Raw genomic sequence first — 17,612 nt, 5'->3', positions numbered from 1 at the left:
TTCCAATCCTTTCTTCTATTCCTATCCCTTATTTAATCATCTTCATATGCAAATTGAGAGTTATATAAATCTTCGTAGAAACCTTTTTTAGCCAGTAATTCTTCATGATTCCCTTGTTCAATAATATCTCCGTCTTTGAGCACCAAAATCACATCTGCATCTTTGATGGTCGACAGACGATGAGCAATAACAAAACTGGTCCGCCCTTTCATGACATTGGTCATCGTCTTTTGAATCAATGATTCCGTACGGGTATCGACCGAACTAGTCGCTTCATCCAAAATAAGCACTTTGGGATTGGCAAGAATGACCCTGGCTATGGTAAAGAGCTGTTTCTGCCCTTGTGAAATATTACTGCTCTCTTCATTCATCATCATGTGATAACCATGGGGCAATGTACGGATGAATTCATCACAATGAGCCGCTTTTGCCGCTTCAATGACTTCTTCTTCAGTAGCATCAAAGGTTCCATACCGAATATTCTCTAAAATCGAAGCATTATATAACCAGGTATCCTGCAGAACCATTCCGAAATGATTCCTCAGCCGTTCTCTCGAAAAATCATATATATCATACCCATCCAATAGAATCTGCCCTGAATCGATATCGTAAAAGCGCATAAGCAATTTCATAATGGTTGTTTTCCCGGCTCCTGTAGGACCTACAATAGCAACTTTCTGTCCCGCTTCGATAACTGCTGAAAAATCCTTGATAATCGTTTGATCCGGCAAATATCCAAAGGATACATTCTTAAACATTACTTCTCCCTTGAAATTCGGTTCTTCCTGAATCAAGTCCTTTTCCTGCACCTCATTGTCTTCATCCAAAAATTCAAAGACCCGTTCACTGGCTGCTATAGTCGACTGTAAAGTGTTGGAAATGGTAGCCATCTGTGAAATCGGTCGTGTAAAGTTTCTTACATATTGGATGAATGCCTGAATATCTCCAAGCTCCAACACATGCTTAATAGCAAGATATCCACCTAAAATACTCACCAGTACATACCCTAAATTTCCTATAATTCGCATAATCGGCATCATCATGCCTGAAATAAATTGAGATTTCCAAGCTGAGTCATACAACGACTCATTGATTTTATCAAAGCGCCTAATGGCATCTTCTTCACAGCCAAAAGCTTTTACTACAACATGTCCTGAATAAGTCTCTTCAACATGTCCATTCAGCTCTCCAATGGACCTTTGCTGCGACTTGAAAAACTTTTGGGAATGTTTAAATATGTAAGCTATCACACCAAAGGATAGGGGTATAATGGTCAGTGATGCCAACGTCATTACAAAACTGATGGATAACATCATAATCATGATACCAATCACTGTAGCCACCGATGTTACCAGCTGGGACAAACTCTGATTCAGAGTCTGACTAATCAAGTCAATGTCATTGGTGATTCTGGAAAGGACATCGCCCCGACTTTTTGTATCATAGTAATTCAAGGGCAGTTTGTGCATCTTCTTCGACACGGCATCACGAAGTTCATAAGAAACATCCATGGCTACCTTTGTCATAATAAAACCCTGTATATATGCAAAAATGGCTGAAAAAATATATAGTATGACCAGACTGAATACAATCCGCCTCATATAATCGAAATCCGTCAGTAATCCGGTTCCATAATAATAAGCCAACAGACCCTCAATCAACTTCGTAGTAACCTTTCCCAGCATCTTGGGTCCGATGATGGAAAATGCAGATGAAAGAACTGCAAATATCAGAACAATAATAATCTGTAACCTATAAGGTACCAGCCATTGCCCGATGCGATGCAGTGTTGCCCTGGTATCGTTGGCCTTTGCCGCGGGCCCGCTGTGGGCGCCCATCCGGAACCCTCCTCTGGCACCTCTCATGCCTGCTGTATCACTCATATGGCCAGTTCCTCCTCACTAAGCTGAGATTTAGCAATTTCCCGATATACCTCACAACCATACATCAATTCTTCATGGGTCCCAATCCCAACCAGGTATCCATTATCAAGGACTAAAATCTGATCCGCATGTCTAATGGACGATATACGCTGCGCAACAATGAAAATCGTGCTGGTCTTAGTATTTTTCTCCAAAGCCTTGCGCAGTTTTCGGTCAGTCTTTAAGTCAAGTGCCGAGAAACTATCATCAAATATATATATCGGTGCATTTTTCACTAGGGCTCTTGCTATTGAAAGCCTTTGTTTTTGCCCACCAGAAACATTATTTCCACCTTGAGCAATTTCCGACTGATACCCCTCTTCCTTTGTCTGAATAAATTCCTTAGCCTGGGCTATTGCCGCCGCTTCATCCAACATTTCACTGGTTGCTTCCTTATTTGCATATTTCAGGTTGGATTCTATCGTTCCGCTAAACAGAAGACTTTTTTGAGGTACGTATCCAATCTTGTCCCTTAAGATCTTCTTGGTTATACATCGAATATCCTTGTTATGAATGCTTATACTCCCTTCTGTCACATCATAGAAACGCATAATAAGATTGACCAACGTAGACTTGCCGCTGCCGGTAGCCCCTATAATGGCTGTTGTCTGACCGGGATAAGCAACAAAGTCAATGCCATGCAATACATTACCATCACCTTCCGGATACTTGAATTCCACTTGGTGAAAGGCTACAACAGGTTCGAAATCCTCATCAAAGACCTCGGGTGATTTCGGATCAGCAATATATTCTGCTTCCACCAGGACCTCCTCAATACGATTGGCGGAAATAACGGACCTTGGTATAAGGACAAACATCATGGCAAGCATCAGAAATGCCATAATAATCTGCAGGGCATATTGCATATAAGCCATCATTGTACCGATATCGATTTGGAAGGAGGATACCTGTTTGGCACCAACCCATACGATAGCTACTGTCGTCAGGTTCATCACCAGCATCATCAGAGGCATCAAAGCTGCCATCGAACGATTTACAAACAAATTGACGCTCAACAAATCCTTGCTGGCTTTGTCAAAACGTTCTTCTTCAAATTCTTGGGTATTGAAGGCCCTGACAACCAACATCCCGTCCAGGGTTTCCCGTGCAACCAAATTCAAACGGTCCAGCAGTTTCTGTACCATTCTAAACTTTGGCAGAGCAGCAGTAATAATCAGCAGGATAGCACCTAACAGTACTATGACTGACACTGCTATAATCCATGACATGGATGGACTGTTTTCCAAAGCTTTTACAATGCCTCCGATTCCTAAAATCGGTGCATAAAGAACCAGTCGAATGGACATAATCAAGAATGTCTGGATCTGAATAATATCATTGGTACTTCTTGTAATCAACGATGATGTTGTGAATTTATCAAATTCACCATTTGAAAAATACTGAATTTTATGAAACACATCCCGTCTAAGTTCTTTTGCCACGTCAGCCCCTATTCGCGCTGCATTGTATCCGATCAATACAGAACTGATTGCTCCAACAAGAGTAATCAGTAGCATCTTCCCCCCAATTTCATAGATAACAGACGAATTACCGGACATAACGCCGGTGTTGACTACATCCGACATATAATCCGGCAAACTCAAATCGGTGGTTGCTTGTATGACCAGTAAAATAAGCACAAAAAAAAGACTCACACTATGTGTTCTTAAATAAGATAATACTTTTATCATATGACTCTTCCTTTATTGTTCGTGTGCGAACTGTTTATGTTTGTACAATACATTTTAAATGTTCAATTATTCATTGTCAACTAAAATCTTTATTTTATAGTCAAGAAAATTGTAATGCTTTGTGTTAATTTGAGTTACATAATCAAACTATTTCTTGTGTTATTACTTTATTTCATCAGGACAGCTTCTCCGAGAAATTTTTCATCCACACAAAAAAGAAAAAACATGCTACAATTAGTAAACATGTTAATTTCAGTAATTATGAGAGTTCATTGATTTATCAAATTATTCCAAGCCTATTTTTTGTCTCAGGTAATATATTGAAAAACCGGCTATAAAAATCTTCTCCATCTTTTATCTCAATCCTATAGAACGAGTCCACAAAATATTTGTTTATCTCATGAAGTTCTTGATTGTCATGTACAAACTTAAGTCTAAAGGCCAATGCCTTCACTATTTCATACCAGGCCAGTATGAACCTCTTGTTTTCATTATAGTTTGCAATCCCAATCCATTTTTTGACTTTTACTTTCCCCAAATTTGGTTTTATACAAGCTCCCACCTGTAAAAAATACTTAAAATCATCTTTTTCATATACCCGTCCCAAAGGAAACAACCTGCAAATATTCGGTCTATGAGAGTGAATCGAACATCTTTCTTCTTCATTTAAAAAACTGCATTTCTCCAAATCTCCATACATTTTAAGATAAGGCAGATATATTTTGTCACTTAATCTCAACTCAATTTTTTCTCCAATCAACTCATCAAATGACAGTTTCAAGCAACTTGTCATTTGGTATATGTCAAAAGGGTTAAGCTCAACCAAGTCTCCAACTCCATAGCAACATGAACTACAGCCATAACAGTCCCCCGCATCTGCTTTTACCATGTCTTTAATATCATATAACCTGCCATCTGAAATTTCTTTCAGATTCCGAAGTTTTTTCATTTAATCACCTCCCACTTTATTTTCAAGCTTTCTTCAACAATTCCATATAAGTTTAATAATATAACTGCTCTTTGTCAATAATATCCTTAAATTACAACCGCCTTCCCCTTAAATTCAAAATTTAGCAACATTTTAAATTCTTCCTTTGGTAGTCTTTTATCCAAGCCTCTCAACCCTTTGATAAAACTCACTTCTTTCTTATCAATAATGTAACACTTTCCAAATATGTGGTATGGTGGTCGCAGATACATAGTATTATCATTTTTGCAACAAAAAACCACCTCAATTATCTGAAGTAGTTTGTCTACAACCAGAGACTAATATATATTCTTAACATTGCTTTATCGAACATTTTTTATTCTAATTATTCTCTTTATTGAAATTTATGCTTATTTCCTGTAAATTCATATCTTATCTAATTAGAATATCATTTGTATCAAATGGAAAAAGGTTGAAACTATTAAGTTATAGTGTTCAATACCGTATGTATAAGTTTATTTCACAAGCATATGCTCCAATGCTTCATTGTTTCTTTTTATACTATCTTCAAAGTCAGAAAGAAGAATTACTTCATATTCCATGAAGGCTGATATGGACAATTCAACGAATCTTCGTTCCATTTCCTCTCCTGTTTCTCCTTCCCATATGCTCATTGACATATTTTTGCCAGGCATATTGTAAATTTCCTTGCATTTACCATTGTCTAGATATTTCTCTATGAAAGCTGCCGCTCCCTTATTCAGTTCTAATTGTACTTCCGGAGGCAGTGTGTAAAACATGTCTTTAATTCTACTTGTTACTAAAAACTTCATGCTTGTCCCTCCTTTTAATATTTTGTCCCGGTCATTTTAAAAGTGTGTTTATTCAACCTTCTTCCAATACCTAGCTAGATTATAACACTTCAATATATTTTGAACAATAGTTCAAAATATGTATATTCAAAACGAGCTTTCTAACTCAACTAAAGTAGCTTAAGTTTTAAAGCTTGACCTTTCTAACGTTTATCGGAAAATAAAGAAATATGGAATTCAACTCTAATTGTCTTCGACAAATACTTGAATCATATCATTAAGGAACTTCTCTGATTGGCTCCGGAATTCCTTGAAGAATATTCTCCTTGGGATGAAAATATCCAGAGAATTTGCAAGTAGGTGTACTTATTGTATTCAAGTCACCTAACACTGCTAATATTAACACTTTCGAAGAACACTAACACTTTCCACATGTGTAGTAACCAGGTCGCAGAACTTTATTATGATGTAATTCTATTTTTCCCAATTATCTGTAGTCAAAAATTGAGCAAGTGCCATATGTCTTACACCTTTGATATTATCATTGAAAAAATTGTCCATTGAAATGACATATTTGGGATAATGGTCATCAATAGCTATTAGTGGTCCAAATTCTCTATTAATTGTGCTTTCAATTTCCATCTTATAAGTTACTTGTAAATAAACTCGCTGGTTCCCCTTAGAAGCAACAAAATCAATTTCCTTATCCTTAAGTTTACCAATATTTACTGAATAACCTCTAAATATTAATTCATTATATACAATATTCTCTAATATTCCAGGTATATTTCTATCATTGTATCCAAGTATCGAATGAATAATTCCTTGATCTGCTAAGTAAAATTTTTCCTGCGTTTTCAATATTTCTTTACCATGTAAATCAAACCGATTCACACGGTTGATCAAAAATGTACTCTCAAGTGCATCAAGATAGTTATACACAGTATTCTGATTCACAGCTCTTTGCTGACTTTTAAAATAATCTGCAATTTTTTTTGCTGAAAAAGTGTTACCTATGTTATCCATTACAAATCTGAGTATTCGATCAAGAAGCTCAACATTCTTAATTTTAAACCGTTCAACTGCATCTCTTAAAACAATCGAATCATAAATGTCACCAATCAATGTAAAAGCATCTCTTTCTTCATAATCTACAGAATGTATTGATGGAAATCCACCTCTTCTTATAAAAGTCAATAACAAATCATCTATGCTTTTGCTTTTTATTTCAGATTCATGAAACTTTAGGAATTCACTAAATACAAGTGGTTGCATTCTTATTTGAACATATCTCCCAGTTAGCAATGTTGACAACTCAGACGATAACATATTTGAATTTGAACCCGTTACGTAAATATCTGTTTCCAAATCAACTAGAAACGAATTAACCGCTTCCTCCCAATTTTCAACAATCTGAATTTCATCAAAGAACAAATATGACTTCTGCTTAGAATCAATATTGTCAATTACATGCTTGTATAATGCTCTTGAATCTCGAATGTCCATAAATCTAAAACTTTCAAAGTTTATATATAAAATTTGATTCTCGGAAACACCATTCTCAACTAAATGCTGTTGTAACATTCTTAAAAACGTCGACTTTCCAGAACGCCTAATCCCAGTTATTATCTTAATAATTGGTTTATTAATAAAACCGCTTATCGCATCATAATATTGCTTTCGTTCAATCATAATTCCACCTCTTTATTATCATTATAATAAAATTAAAACACGTTTTCAATAAAACTTTTCATTAGAAGAGTGAAAACTTTATATTTTTTGTGTTTTTCACTCTTTAAAACACTTTTGCCAATAGTATAAACTAATCATGCTAAATTGTATTCAATAAAGGGAAGAAAATCAAAATTTCAAGTAAAAAAATTCTGAGTAAAAAACTTTCCTCAGAATTTGAAATTACATTCAATTATTATTTATAATGCTAGTTTAAGCTTACAAACAGTCTCAACATGTGTGGCGTGGAGGTCGCAGATAGTCTATTGGTATCCCTAATCAACATAGTGCATCTTTAAAACAAATCGCTATGTGTCCCGGTCCTTGTTAAGGTCAAAACCAACTCTTTTTCTGTCAACTTATAAATAAGCAGCCAATCCGGTTGGATATGACATTCCCGATAGCCAATGTATCCTCCAGATAATTGGTGATCTTTAAATTTTTCAGGTAATTTTTTCCCATTTGCTAACATCTCAATTGCCTTCAATAACATGTTTAAGTCTTTTCCACGTTTTTTTGATAACTTATAGTCCTTTTTAAATTGAGCTGTTCTTATGATTTCATATTTCATCATCTTCAAGATCCTTAATCAAGTCTTCCATACTTGAAAATCTTTTGGCTGCAGAATCTTTCAGTAGACGCTCGCTTTCCAAGATAGCTTGAACCGTTTGCATATTTGGTGTATTTAAACTAATTTCAAATGGAATTCTTTGCTCTCTAACCGCTTGTTTTACAAAGGCAGTTATTGCAGTAGTCATATTGAAACCAAGAGCTTCAAACAATTTTTCAGATGCTTCTTTCAATTCTTCGTCCATTCGAATCGTAACGTTTTTAGTAGACATAAACTCCAACTCCTTTCTAAAATATCATTTATACACTTATATTATATTGCATAACACGTGCATTGTAAAGTTTTTGCACAAGATCAACATAAAGAATATATTTCAAATCCGAGTAAGACTGCTGCTACTGCTAATGAAAATGTTCCAACAATAACAGCTATGAGCGCTACCAAGTTGACTCCGCCATACTGATTGATGTGTTTCTTCTTTTGGTCTTCTTCCAAAACTTGATGCTTATCAACCAGTTGTTCAACATGCTGCATATATATGTGATTAGCATAGACTCCAAAAGCAATTCCAATCGCTACATTCATTATATTTCCAAATAAAAATGCAAACTTAAGCACATATTGAAGGAGCAGGAGACCAAAACCATAGAAGTACATTTTTCGATAAATACACCAGTATGCCGGGAATAAGAATGCAGCCCAATTCCAACTAGTATCTTTATGAACAACCCTCATCTCAAAAAACTTATTGCTATAATATTGACTATTTTTGCCTATATACTGCTTCTCGTTTTCATTCTTTTCAACCAGGTTAAATTCATAACCGCATTTACTGCAAAATAAGTCCCCCGGTAAATATAATTCTCCACATTTGGGACAGGCAGTATCAATATATTCATTCATAATAAAACCCCTTATTCTAAATAATATAGCAAATAACATTCCGATACTTTAATTGACCTTTCCATTCCAGTGCTGCAACCTATCTGCTATTTCCACCGCTTCCTCCCTTGTTGTTACAGGCATGGAATAAATATGTTTCTTATTCACTTAAATCTACTCCTTTGCTCAAATATAGTCATTTTCCAGTCCTTCCAATTTTACTTGATCTTATTCTATTTCAGTTACTTCTTCCGACCTATAAAAACATGTTGATAAAACTTCATTGTACCAGAAAAGCATCACCTTATCTCATTCGGTTATGATCATACCTTCCTTCATAATAAATAACAAATCAGGTAGATGATTTGTTACACTTTTTAAGAAATTAATCAAAAAATAAATTATAGCGATACCCGCGGACAGATATCGCCATTGCTATCAATCTTAACTTTTCCCCAAAATATCTACCCTATGAAAATTATACGCCTGTAGATTGAGGATTACAATAAAAATTCAATATTTATTTTTGCTTTAAACAGCCTTTCCAGTTATAACTTATTCACCCACAATAAAACATTTTTAAGATCTTCTTCGTTGGGGTGCGATTTTCTTATTATTCCCATAGCGCTCCCAAAACATTTCATGTAACTATTATCGAGTTTTATGCCTTTTTTATTTAAGAGTTGATTTATTTCGTTGAAAGCATCCATGTCTGAATGTCCCCTGCCGATCCAAGTAAAAAACAAGCAGATTTTGGCATCTGTCTTGATAGAGTCCATTTGGTCACTGCGTATCAATCGAAGTATGTTTTTATGAACATGACCACCATATATACCAGAAGATAGGATGATGGTATCATAATCCGAGAAATCAATTTTCGTTGATTCATTAACAATTAGGATATTCACATCTGTATTACCCGATATATGGCAGCATACCTTGTAGGTATTCCCTGATGCTTTCGGGCATATAATCAATTTTTTCATAAACTCTCACGCTCCTTTGATGCCATAGTTCCTTATAACCAGCTCAGTGCCTGCATTCTAGCTTCACGACACACTCCACATGGGTCCCGTGGGGGAACATATCGACAGGCTGAACTTCAAGTATTTCATATCCACCATCACCAAGTATCTTAAGGTCCCTGGCAAGAGTTGAAGGATTGCAGGACACATACACAACCTTTTCAGGTTTCATTGTGATTATCGTTTCAAGGACCGACTTCTCACATCCCTTTCTTGGGGGATCCACAATGACTATGTCTGCATCTATTCCCTGGCTGTGAAGCTTCGGAAATACATCCTCCGCCTTGCCGCAGTAGAAATCCGCATTTTCAATCGTGTTCTTTACTGCATTCTTCTTTGCATCATCTATTGCCGCCTGTACTATTTCAATTCCGTAGACATGTTTTGATTTCCTGGCAGCAGCCAGTGAGATTGTACCGATTCCGCAGTAAATGTCGTATACCACCTTGTCTTCATCAAGCTCTGCATATTCTAGAGCCTTGCTGTAGAGCACCTCAGTCTGGAAAGGATTCACCTGGAAAAAGGAATGGGGCGATATTGAAAATTCAAGATCATATATCCAGTCCTTCAGTACAGGCTTTCCATAAATCACCTTGTTCTTGTTCCCGAGAATTACATTGGTCTGTCTTTCATTTACATTGAGAACTATGGATTTAATTTCAGGAATTTCCTCCAGGAGCTTTCCAATTATTTCACTCTTGTTCGGAAGCTTGTTCTTTGAAGTTACGATTATAAGCATAATTTCATTCTTCCTGTTGCTCCTTATCATGAGGTGCTTCACCAGTCCCTTGTGGGCTATCTCATCATAGGGCTCCAGCTTCAAAACTTCCATCAAGGTCCTGAAGGTGTTGACTATCCTGTCTGCCGCCTCATGCTGTATAATGCATTTGTCAAGATCCACAATATCATGGGTACCCAGCTTGTATGCACCTATTGCTACATTCCCCCTGTGCCTGGCAACGGGGAAGGATCCCTTGTTTCTGTATCTGTAAGGATTTTCCATTCCCAGGGTTTCGTTTATCTTTATGTCGTTTTCACCTATTGCCTTTCTGATTTCCGACTCCACCCTGTTCTTCTTGTATTCAAGCTGCTTATCATAAACAATGTGCATAGTCTGGCACCCGCCGCATTCCCAGAAGTATTTGCACTGGGGTTCTGTTCTATACTCTGACTTTTTAGTAAGCTCAACCAGTTTGCCTACACCATAGTTCTTCTTCTTTTCAATTATCCTTATTCTTGCTTCATCACCCATGATCAGGTCGTCCACAAACACGACAAAACCGTCGATTCTTGCCACTCCCTGTCCTCTGTGATTGATGTCCACTATTTCAACTTCCATTATATCGTTTACTTTAAATTCTACATTTTCTTGCATTTCATTCTCCGGATTTTTATTATTTCAAGTAATCATTATATTATATCATCAATAATTGATAAATAAGTTTATTTTTTTATTTTCCTATTATATAATAAAAGAAGTCAAACAGAGAGGAAAATAAAATGAAACCTTTAATTAATATATTTTTGCTTTTAATGATAGTTTTTTGCACATCTACAATGCCGCTGTTCCTGTCTCCCATAGACTACAGCTCGACAATAAATATAAGTGACAACGGAGAGGATATTTCCTACAATCCCAATGTTGTCAATTTCAAATCCAACTCAGGCTATGCCTTCACAGATCCTGATTCACTGATACTTGAAATATTCTACAGCGGAGCAATGGAGCTTTCATTGTCCGAGGACACACTCTTCAGCATTGATGTCCTGAATGACAACGGCCTTGTACAATCAGGAATCGATGCAAAGATGGTTTCATCGGTTCATTTCTCCAACAACAAGTACCTGCTGGACAAGGATAATCCTATCATTTCAACAATCAGCATCAATCAGAGGGATTATTCACTGCCTGACGGCCAGTACAAGCTTGTAATCACTCCAAAGATCTATGAGCTCAAGAATGAAAACATAGAGGTGAATGTAACCTATACCCAGGACAGGAAGTATATTGCAGCTATGGATGTACCTCCTGAAAACACAAGAGGCATAACATTCTACCTTGCCAATGATGATGATGTATTGCTCCCGATATCGGAATTCATAGAAAATGCTGTTGATGTTTACGAGTACCGACTTATAGAGTCAGCATATACAAGAAATCATTCAGCATATTCACTAAAAAATCCTACAGGTGCCGTAAACTACCTTGTCTTCCAGGATGGAATAGTATATATAGATGTCAAGGGAAGCGACCCCATATACAGCAACAACAATACGTCAGATAATGCATACTGGGCCTTTGTAAAATCATATATGGGCATCGGCTATGTCGAAAGGGTGCGATTCACAGTTGACAATTACGTTGTTGAAGAGTACTTCGGAAGCCATCAAATAGGAAGTTCCATACAATATTACAATACCGACAAGGTCTATCTTCCCGTCATAGCAGGAGAAAGGTACCTGCTGGCTGATTTCAACCTTTTAAACAACCAGGGACTGGGTACAAGAGAAAAAATCGACCTCATGGTTGAAAACATGAAAAATGGAAACATGACGGGACTTGCGTCAATGCCCAAAAATGTAAGCTTCTCATATGAAATAAGCGGTTCGTCGGTTAACATACTGTTCAACAGCGATGTAAGCTTAGACAACTACAGTGAAGACAAGCTTAACATGATGATGGAATCGATGATCTATTCCTTCTCAAGCATAAGTGGAATAGACAGCATCTATATCAGCACCTTCAACGAAAACATCACCGACATAGGATCATATTCTGCAGGGGTGACAATCTATCCGAAGAATAATATCAACCCCTATGCAGATGAGATTATCAAATTAGAAGGTGCAACAGAATAATATTAAAAAAACTGGAGGTAATATCTCTCCAGTTTTTCTTGTTTTTCTATTAGATTTATCCCAACTTAAATCATATCTGATTCCCTAATATTCATGGAAAGCTATTGTCTAACGGCATGAATGATAACCCTCGAGTTTTCATACCAGAAACTGCATGTTACAAGTGTCATTATTTCATCTTCAAGCGTAACCTCGATATCACTGTCCAGCAAAGATCTTCTATATGCCCTGTCTATGAATGCCTGATATTTTTCATCATCGCTGTAATTCGTGTAAAGGTAATAGTCTTCCTTGTCCAGATCTACCACATATACAGAAAAAATCTTCCATTCTGTTTCTTCTTCATAGTCATCATATTTCACCGTATTGTAATTGTAGAAATACCTTTCATATGAACCATCCTGCACATAGTAGACAAGATCGGAAAACATGCTGCCGTCTATCATCTTGTGCCCGTAAAGGATATAGTTTCTGTCATCACCTATGCCATCGTTCCTGAAATCCATGTATATTGCGCCCTTTACATCCTTGTCGCCCTTGTAGTTGTGGGTAAGATAGAATTCATTGTCCGTGGTCTGTACAACAGGATAGTCTATTCCGGTACCTGGAATCCTTACCCATCCTATGACCTCTCCGGCTTCAGCTGCCGTCTGTTTCACCTCTTCCGATACTCCTCCATCATCTATAGGTGTAACTGTTGTATTGTTTCCCTCATTATCGCTTCCATTATCCTCAACTACCGTTGCATCTGTAGTTACAGCTATATCGGCATCAGTTGTAATTTGTGGAGCGGACGTATTGTCAGCTCCATCCAATTCAACTGAAAGTTCCTTTTTTTCATAGTATTGTTCCTTTGCTTCTTCGTATATGTCGGTAGATCTGCCGTACTTGAAAAATTCATTTACTGCAAGACCTATGAAGGTCAGGAATACACAAAAAAGCAAGCTTGTTACTATTCGATTTCTGTTCATGACATCTCCTCCGGGAAAATAATAGATGAATCGAATTTTATACCAAGTAATTCTAGTCAAAAAACACCGGCCTATACATATATTGTATAGACCGGTATGGATTTAATCAAGTCTATTATCTTTTCTTTCTGTCAATGATGCTCCATCCTGTACCTACTCCAAGTGCTCCAAGTCCGTATACCAACATCATTGGTATAGCTCCTGTGTCAGGTACATCCAGAGGTACAGTCTCTTCTTCGACTGGTACTATTATAATTTCATCTACCTCTTCAACAGTATCCCCAACTGTTACGTTGGCATCGTCTGATATCGTCAAATCCCCTACCGTTGCAGTTGCAACATTAGTGAAATTTTCCGCATCTTCAGAGATTTCCATGCTTACAGTTATCGGATCAGATGACATACCGACTCCAATTTCATCAATTTCATAACCATACAAACCTGCCATTGGGTCTTCAACTACAATATTTTTGAGAATTGTATCACCTGTATTCGTAACAACTATACTAAATTCAACTATGTCTCCAGGGAAGAATTCCGTCTTGTCGCCAACAACGGTCTTAGTAAGCGACAGTCCCGGAAGTCCTTGTGCCGGCTTATCATTAACTATTACAGTTGCAGTTGCTTCTTTAGTTCCAGTTCTACTGTTGTATGCAGTTGCCGTATTCTCAAGGATTCCAACTTCTGTTGTTTCATATTCTACAGTAAATACAACAGTGTCATCATCGCTTCCCTCTCTTGGCAAGTCTATCTCTGCATCTAATCCAACAAGTTCGTCAACAACTTCAACACTATACAAGTTTCCTTCATCTGTATTCTTGACAGTGATTGTATACGTAATGATATCACCGACAGTCACTTCATCCTGATCTGCAGTCTTTGTTATAGACATTCCGTAGTCAGTGCTTGAAGTTGAAGTTCTTCTGTTAACATCTACTACAGCTGTATCTGATACGGTTACAGGCTCTTCCTGACCGTCATAGTATGTAGCTTCAGCAACATTCGTGTACTCCCCTGTTGAACCGTATGAGGTTGTAAATGCCATTGATGTTGTTGCTCCAGCATCCAAATAGAATTCATCATATTCGTCTAAATCATTGTCGTCATAATCGTGGAAGTATATGCCTAATCCCTGATTTCCGGTGTTTTCCAATGTTACTGTGTATGTTACATCGTCATTAATGTATACGGTATCATCATCTACAGTCTTGTCTATAGTGAGGCCGTAAACCGGATCAACCGGTCTGCTGATTACATTGACTATAGCCGAATCTGTTACTGTACCTTCTGAAATGGAGGCACCCTCATATTCGTAATAAACAGCTGTCGCAACATTTGTCTTCTGTCCGGTTGTATCATAAGATGTAGTAAATGCCATTGATGTTGTTGCTCCATCCAGCAGTTCAAATCCTTCATTGGAATCTATGAGATTTCCGTCCGCATCTGTGAAATCAACCCAAAGGTCCTGGTTCCCTGTATTTACCATTGTTACTGTATATGTTACTTCTTCATCTACATATACACTGTCATCATCCACTACCTTGTCTATTGTCATTGAATATATTGGTGCTGGCGGTTCAGTACTTACATTGACTACTGCAGTATCGCTAACAGTTACAGGAGTCTGCTCACCGTCATAGTATGTAGCTTCAGCTGTATTTGTATACTCGCCTGCTTCGCCGTATGATGTGGTGAATGCCATTGATGTTGTTGCTCCACCTGCCAAGTATATATCATCGTATACATCCAGATCATTATCGTCATAATCATGGAATCCTATATCAAGACCTTGATTTCCTGTGTTTTCCAAAACGACTGTGTATGTTACCTCTTCCCCAACATACACATCACCATCATCGACTGTTTTGGTTATTGTCAATCCATATGCAGGTGCTTCTGTTACATTGACTACGGCTGTATCGCTAACAGTTACAGGAGTCTGCTCACCGTCATAGTATGCAGCTTCAGCTGTATTTGTATACTCGCCTGCTTCGCCGTATGATGTGGTGAATGCCATTGATGTTGTTGCTCCACCTGCCAAGTATATATCATCGTATACATCCAGATCATTATCGTCATAATCATGGAATCCTATATCCAGACCTTGATTTCCTGTGTTTTCCAAAACGACTGTGTAGGTTACCTCTTCCCCAACATATACATCACCATCATCGACTGTTTTGGTTATTGTCAATCCATATGCAGGTTCATCGGTTACATTGACTACTGCCGTATCGCTAACAGTTACAGGAGTCTGCTCACCGTCATAGTATGTAGCTTCTGCTGTATTTGTATACTCTCCTGTTTCGCCGTATGATGTGGTAAATGCCATTGATGTTGTTGCTCCGCCATCCAAGTATATTTCATCATATACATCCAGATCATTGCCGTCATAATCATGGAATCCTATATCCAGACCTTGATTTCCCTTGTTGACAAGCTCAACTGTGTATGTTACTTCTTCACCTACATATACATCTCCATCATCAACCGTCTTTGTTATGGTTAATCCGTATGTAGGCTCATTGGTTACATTGACATCAGCTGAATCAGTCACTGACCCTTTGGAAATTGATGCTCCTTCATATTCGTAGAAAACAGCTGTTGCCGTATTTGTATACTCTCCTTCTTCAACATATGAAGTTGTAAATGTCCTAGTTTCAGTTGTTCCTTCCAATAATTCAAAATCTTCATTTGAATCAATCAGATTTCCATCCGCATCTGTAAATTCAACCCACAGATTCTGATTTCCAGTATTAACCATTGTTACTGTATAGGTTACTTCTTCATCAACGTAGGCAGCTACTTTATCTACTACCTTTTCTATTGTCATGGAATAACTTGGAACTATGTTTACTGTCACATCTGCAGTATCCGATACAGTTCCTTCCGGTTCCTGTGCTGTACTGCTTGCATAGAAATCAGCTGAAGCCGTATTGGTTTTCAAGCCTGCGGTTTCATATGCTGTGGTAAAATCTCTAGTTACTGTTTCACCAACAGCAAGATCAATATATTCTTGTTCATCAATACTGTTCCCGTCTGAATCTGTAAAGTCCAAATAAAGGTCTCTGTTCCCTGTATTCTCCATGGTTACTGTGTAAGTTACATTTTCACCAATAAATACAGTATCTTCATCAACACTCTTGTCCAATGTCATACAATAATTGGCAGGTGCAGGATTGATTCCAAACGAAACTGTCTGGTTTGCTTCAACATACTCAACCTGAAGATTTTTTCCATTCCATGAGCTTGCTCCTGAACCAACAGTTCCTCCAGCAAACAGGTTGTCTTCTCCAGCCTCACTTGCATGTACCTTTCCATACAAAGCCCAGTCCTGGGCAACCAGTTCGATTAAAGATTCACCTGGTATGGTAATTACATAATGCAACAATTCAGCGCCATTCTTATCTGTAAATTTTATAGGTCCGGTAACTCCAATCGAAACACCTAAATCCGTATAACCCAATGTTGGAGAATCTGTGCCTATTTCCCAATCATCTCCACCATCAAATCCAATAGGTTCCGACCCATTCTTGGTATACTCCATGCCAACTGTCAATGTAATTGCTTCCGGAGTTATTTCCATTACATCAGGTACATTAGGGACAACCTTGATTGGTATCCAGTCCCCTTCATTCCAACTGTCATTTGCACTGTTTTTCCAACTTCCATCATTCCAAGCATATACCGTTCCGCTTTCTCCAAAAGCAACAGTGAAAAGACTTAATAAAAGTGTAAAAACGATTACTAATGATATTACTCTTTTCTTCATCATAATTTGTTCCTCCTGTTTTTATCTTGAATTGACAATGTCCAAGATAGGAGTCCCCACTCCGACACATTGACCGCTCCCCAGCAATCAACATATCTTGTTTGCAGAGAGACGTCTTTCTCTGCAGCAGCCGAACGATCATAGCACGGTCTATAAACAAAAAACTGCCATGAATGGTATTCACAGCAGTTGAACGATCATAGCAATTAATGCCTTAGACTCCAAACTTTGCGTCCTTGTCTTTCGACAAGTTTGCCAAAATATTCTTTGATATAATAATACGATAAACATTCAGTTTTGAAAAGGGTATTATCATATATTTTTATAAAAAAACATAATAATTCTTTATTTTAAATTTTAACAACAAAAAGAACCCTGCATATGTGGGTAGTATACAGGGTTTTAAAAGAGGCTATATCATTTTAATTGTTTATTTTATTTTTTTATT

At 37.4% G+C, this 17,612-nt stretch carries 13 protein-coding genes and 1 riboswitch; of the genes, 1 reads left to right on the top strand and 12 read right to left on the bottom strand.

Features of this window, described 5'->3' with window-relative positions; genetic code table 11:
• Positions 1-32: 32 nt before the first annotated feature.
• The 10 genes from BUB05_RS08255 to rlmD all read right to left on the bottom strand — a co-directional run bounded on the left by BUB05_RS08255 (position 33) and on the right by rlmD (position 10,937).
• On the bottom strand, positions 33-1,883 hold the full coding sequence (locus tag BUB05_RS08255) for an ABC transporter ATP-binding protein (protein ID WP_073049129.1): 1,851 nt from the start codon (positions 1,881-1,883) through the stop codon (positions 33-35).
• The gene (locus tag BUB05_RS08250) at positions 1,880-3,613 is read right to left on the bottom strand and encodes an ABC transporter ATP-binding protein (protein WP_073049128.1); all 1,734 of its coding nucleotides are present in this window, start codon (positions 3,611-3,613) and stop codon (positions 1,880-1,882) included. Before BUB05_RS08250 ends, BUB05_RS08255 begins: the two co-directional genes overlap by 4 nt.
• 280 nt (positions 3,614-3,893) lie before the next feature.
• The gene (locus BUB05_RS08245; RefSeq protein ID WP_073049127.1) at positions 3,894-4,562 is read right to left on the bottom strand and encodes a YkgJ family cysteine cluster protein; all 669 of its coding nucleotides are present in this window, start codon (positions 4,560-4,562) and stop codon (positions 3,894-3,896) included.
• Positions 4,563-5,056: 494 nt separating this feature from the next.
• Positions 5,057-5,374 (bottom strand): muconolactone Delta-isomerase family protein, encoded by a 318-nt coding sequence (locus tag BUB05_RS08240; protein ID WP_073049126.1) that lies wholly within the window; start codon positions 5,372-5,374, stop codon positions 5,057-5,059.
• Positions 5,375-5,827: 453 nt separating this feature from the next.
• Positions 5,828-7,045, bottom strand: a complete 1,218-nt coding sequence (locus BUB05_RS08235; RefSeq protein WP_073049125.1) for an ATP-binding protein — start codon at positions 7,043-7,045, stop codon at positions 5,828-5,830.
• A 334-nt stretch (positions 7,046-7,379) separates the two neighbouring features.
• Positions 7,380-7,655: a type II toxin-antitoxin system YafQ family toxin gene (locus tag BUB05_RS08230; RefSeq protein WP_073049196.1), complete on the bottom strand. Its 276-nt coding sequence runs from the start codon at positions 7,653-7,655 to the stop codon at positions 7,380-7,382.
• Positions 7,645-7,926: a type II toxin-antitoxin system RelB/DinJ family antitoxin gene (locus tag BUB05_RS08225; RefSeq protein WP_073049124.1), complete on the bottom strand. Its 282-nt coding sequence runs from the start codon at positions 7,924-7,926 to the stop codon at positions 7,645-7,647. Before BUB05_RS08225 ends, BUB05_RS08230 begins: the two co-directional genes overlap by 11 nt.
• Positions 7,927-8,009: 83 nt before the next feature.
• Complete coding sequence (locus tag BUB05_RS08220; RefSeq protein WP_073049123.1) at positions 8,010-8,558, bottom strand: zinc-ribbon domain-containing protein; 549 nt, start codon at positions 8,556-8,558, stop codon at positions 8,010-8,012.
• Positions 8,559-9,085: 527 nt separating this feature from the next.
• Complete coding sequence (locus BUB05_RS08215; protein ID WP_073049122.1) at positions 9,086-9,523, bottom strand: flavodoxin domain-containing protein; 438 nt, start codon at positions 9,521-9,523, stop codon at positions 9,086-9,088.
• 43 nt (positions 9,524-9,566) lie between these two features.
• Positions 9,567-10,937 (bottom strand): 23S rRNA (uracil(1939)-C(5))-methyltransferase RlmD, encoded by a 1,371-nt coding sequence (rlmD, locus tag BUB05_RS08210; RefSeq protein ID WP_073049121.1) that lies wholly within the window; start codon positions 10,935-10,937, stop codon positions 9,567-9,569.
• A 125-nt stretch (positions 10,938-11,062) separates the two neighbouring features.
• On the opposite strand from rlmD, the gene BUB05_RS08205 reads away from it, so the two are divergent.
• Positions 11,063-12,421, top strand: a complete 1,359-nt coding sequence (locus BUB05_RS08205) for a hypothetical protein (RefSeq protein WP_073049120.1) — start codon at positions 11,063-11,065, stop codon at positions 12,419-12,421.
• A gap of 101 nt (positions 12,422-12,522) precedes the next feature.
• On the opposite strand, the gene srtB is transcribed toward BUB05_RS08205, so the two are convergent.
• Together srtB and BUB05_RS08195 are read right to left on the bottom strand one after the other, a co-directional pair.
• Positions 12,523-13,392, bottom strand: a complete 870-nt coding sequence (gene srtB, locus BUB05_RS08200) for a class B sortase (protein WP_073049119.1) — start codon at positions 13,390-13,392, stop codon at positions 12,523-12,525.
• Positions 13,393-13,507: 115 nt separating this feature from the next.
• Entirely contained in the window at positions 13,508-17,167 is a 3,660-nt protein-coding gene (locus BUB05_RS08195) for a DUF7507 domain-containing protein (protein WP_073049118.1), read from the bottom strand.
• A 178-nt stretch (positions 17,168-17,345) separates the two neighbouring features.
• Positions 17,346-17,431: riboswitch (cyclic di-GMP riboswitch) on the bottom strand.
• Between the last annotated feature and the right edge of the window lie 181 nt (positions 17,432-17,612).

The organism is Dethiosulfatibacter aminovorans DSM 17477, from assembly GCF_900142005.1.
In the GTDB taxonomy this organism is placed as follows: Bacteria; Bacillota; Clostridia; order Tissierellales; family Dethiosulfatibacteraceae; genus Dethiosulfatibacter; species Dethiosulfatibacter aminovorans.
The sequence above is the reverse complement of the archived record's forward strand: the minus strand, read 5'-3'. Positions and strand labels throughout refer to the sequence as shown.

Bases quoted from the DNA above. Each gene is read 5' to 3' on its own strand.
- BUB05_RS08255 (WP_073049129.1), bottom strand. From the start codon at position 1,883: ATGAGTGATACAGCAGGCATGAGAGGTGCCAGAGGAGGGTTCCGGATG.
- BUB05_RS08250 (WP_073049128.1), bottom strand. From the start codon at position 3,613: ATGATAAAAGTATTATCTTATTTAAGAACACATAGTGTGAGTCTTTTT.
- BUB05_RS08245 (WP_073049127.1), bottom strand. From the start codon at position 4,562: ATGAAAAAACTTCGGAATCTGAAAGAAATTTCAGATGGCAGGTTATAT.
- BUB05_RS08240 (WP_073049126.1), bottom strand. From the start codon at position 5,374: ATGAAGTTTTTAGTAACAAGTAGAATTAAAGACATGTTTTACACACTG.
- BUB05_RS08235 (WP_073049125.1), bottom strand. From the start codon at position 7,045: ATGATTGAACGAAAGCAATATTATGATGCGATAAGCGGTTTTATTAAT.
- BUB05_RS08230 (WP_073049196.1), bottom strand. From the start codon at position 7,655: ATGAAATATGAAATCATAAGAACAGCTCAATTTAAAAAGGACTATAAG.
- BUB05_RS08225 (WP_073049124.1), bottom strand. From the start codon at position 7,926: ATGTCTACTAAAAACGTTACGATTCGAATGGACGAAGAATTGAAAGAA.
- BUB05_RS08220 (WP_073049123.1), bottom strand. From the start codon at position 8,558: ATGAATGAATATATTGATACTGCCTGTCCCAAATGTGGAGAATTATAT.
- BUB05_RS08215 (WP_073049122.1), bottom strand. From the start codon at position 9,523: ATGAAAAAATTGATTATATGCCCGAAAGCATCAGGGAATACCTACAAG.
- rlmD (WP_073049121.1), bottom strand. From the start codon at position 10,937: ATGCAAGAAAATGTAGAATTTAAAGTAAACGATATAATGGAAGTTGAA.
- BUB05_RS08205 (WP_073049120.1), top strand. From the start codon at position 11,063: ATGAAACCTTTAATTAATATATTTTTGCTTTTAATGATAGTTTTTTGC.
- srtB (WP_073049119.1), bottom strand. From the start codon at position 13,392: ATGAACAGAAATCGAATAGTAACAAGCTTGCTTTTTTGTGTATTCCTG.
- BUB05_RS08195 (WP_073049118.1), bottom strand. From the start codon at position 17,167: ATGATGAAGAAAAGAGTAATATCATTAGTAATCGTTTTTACACTTTTA.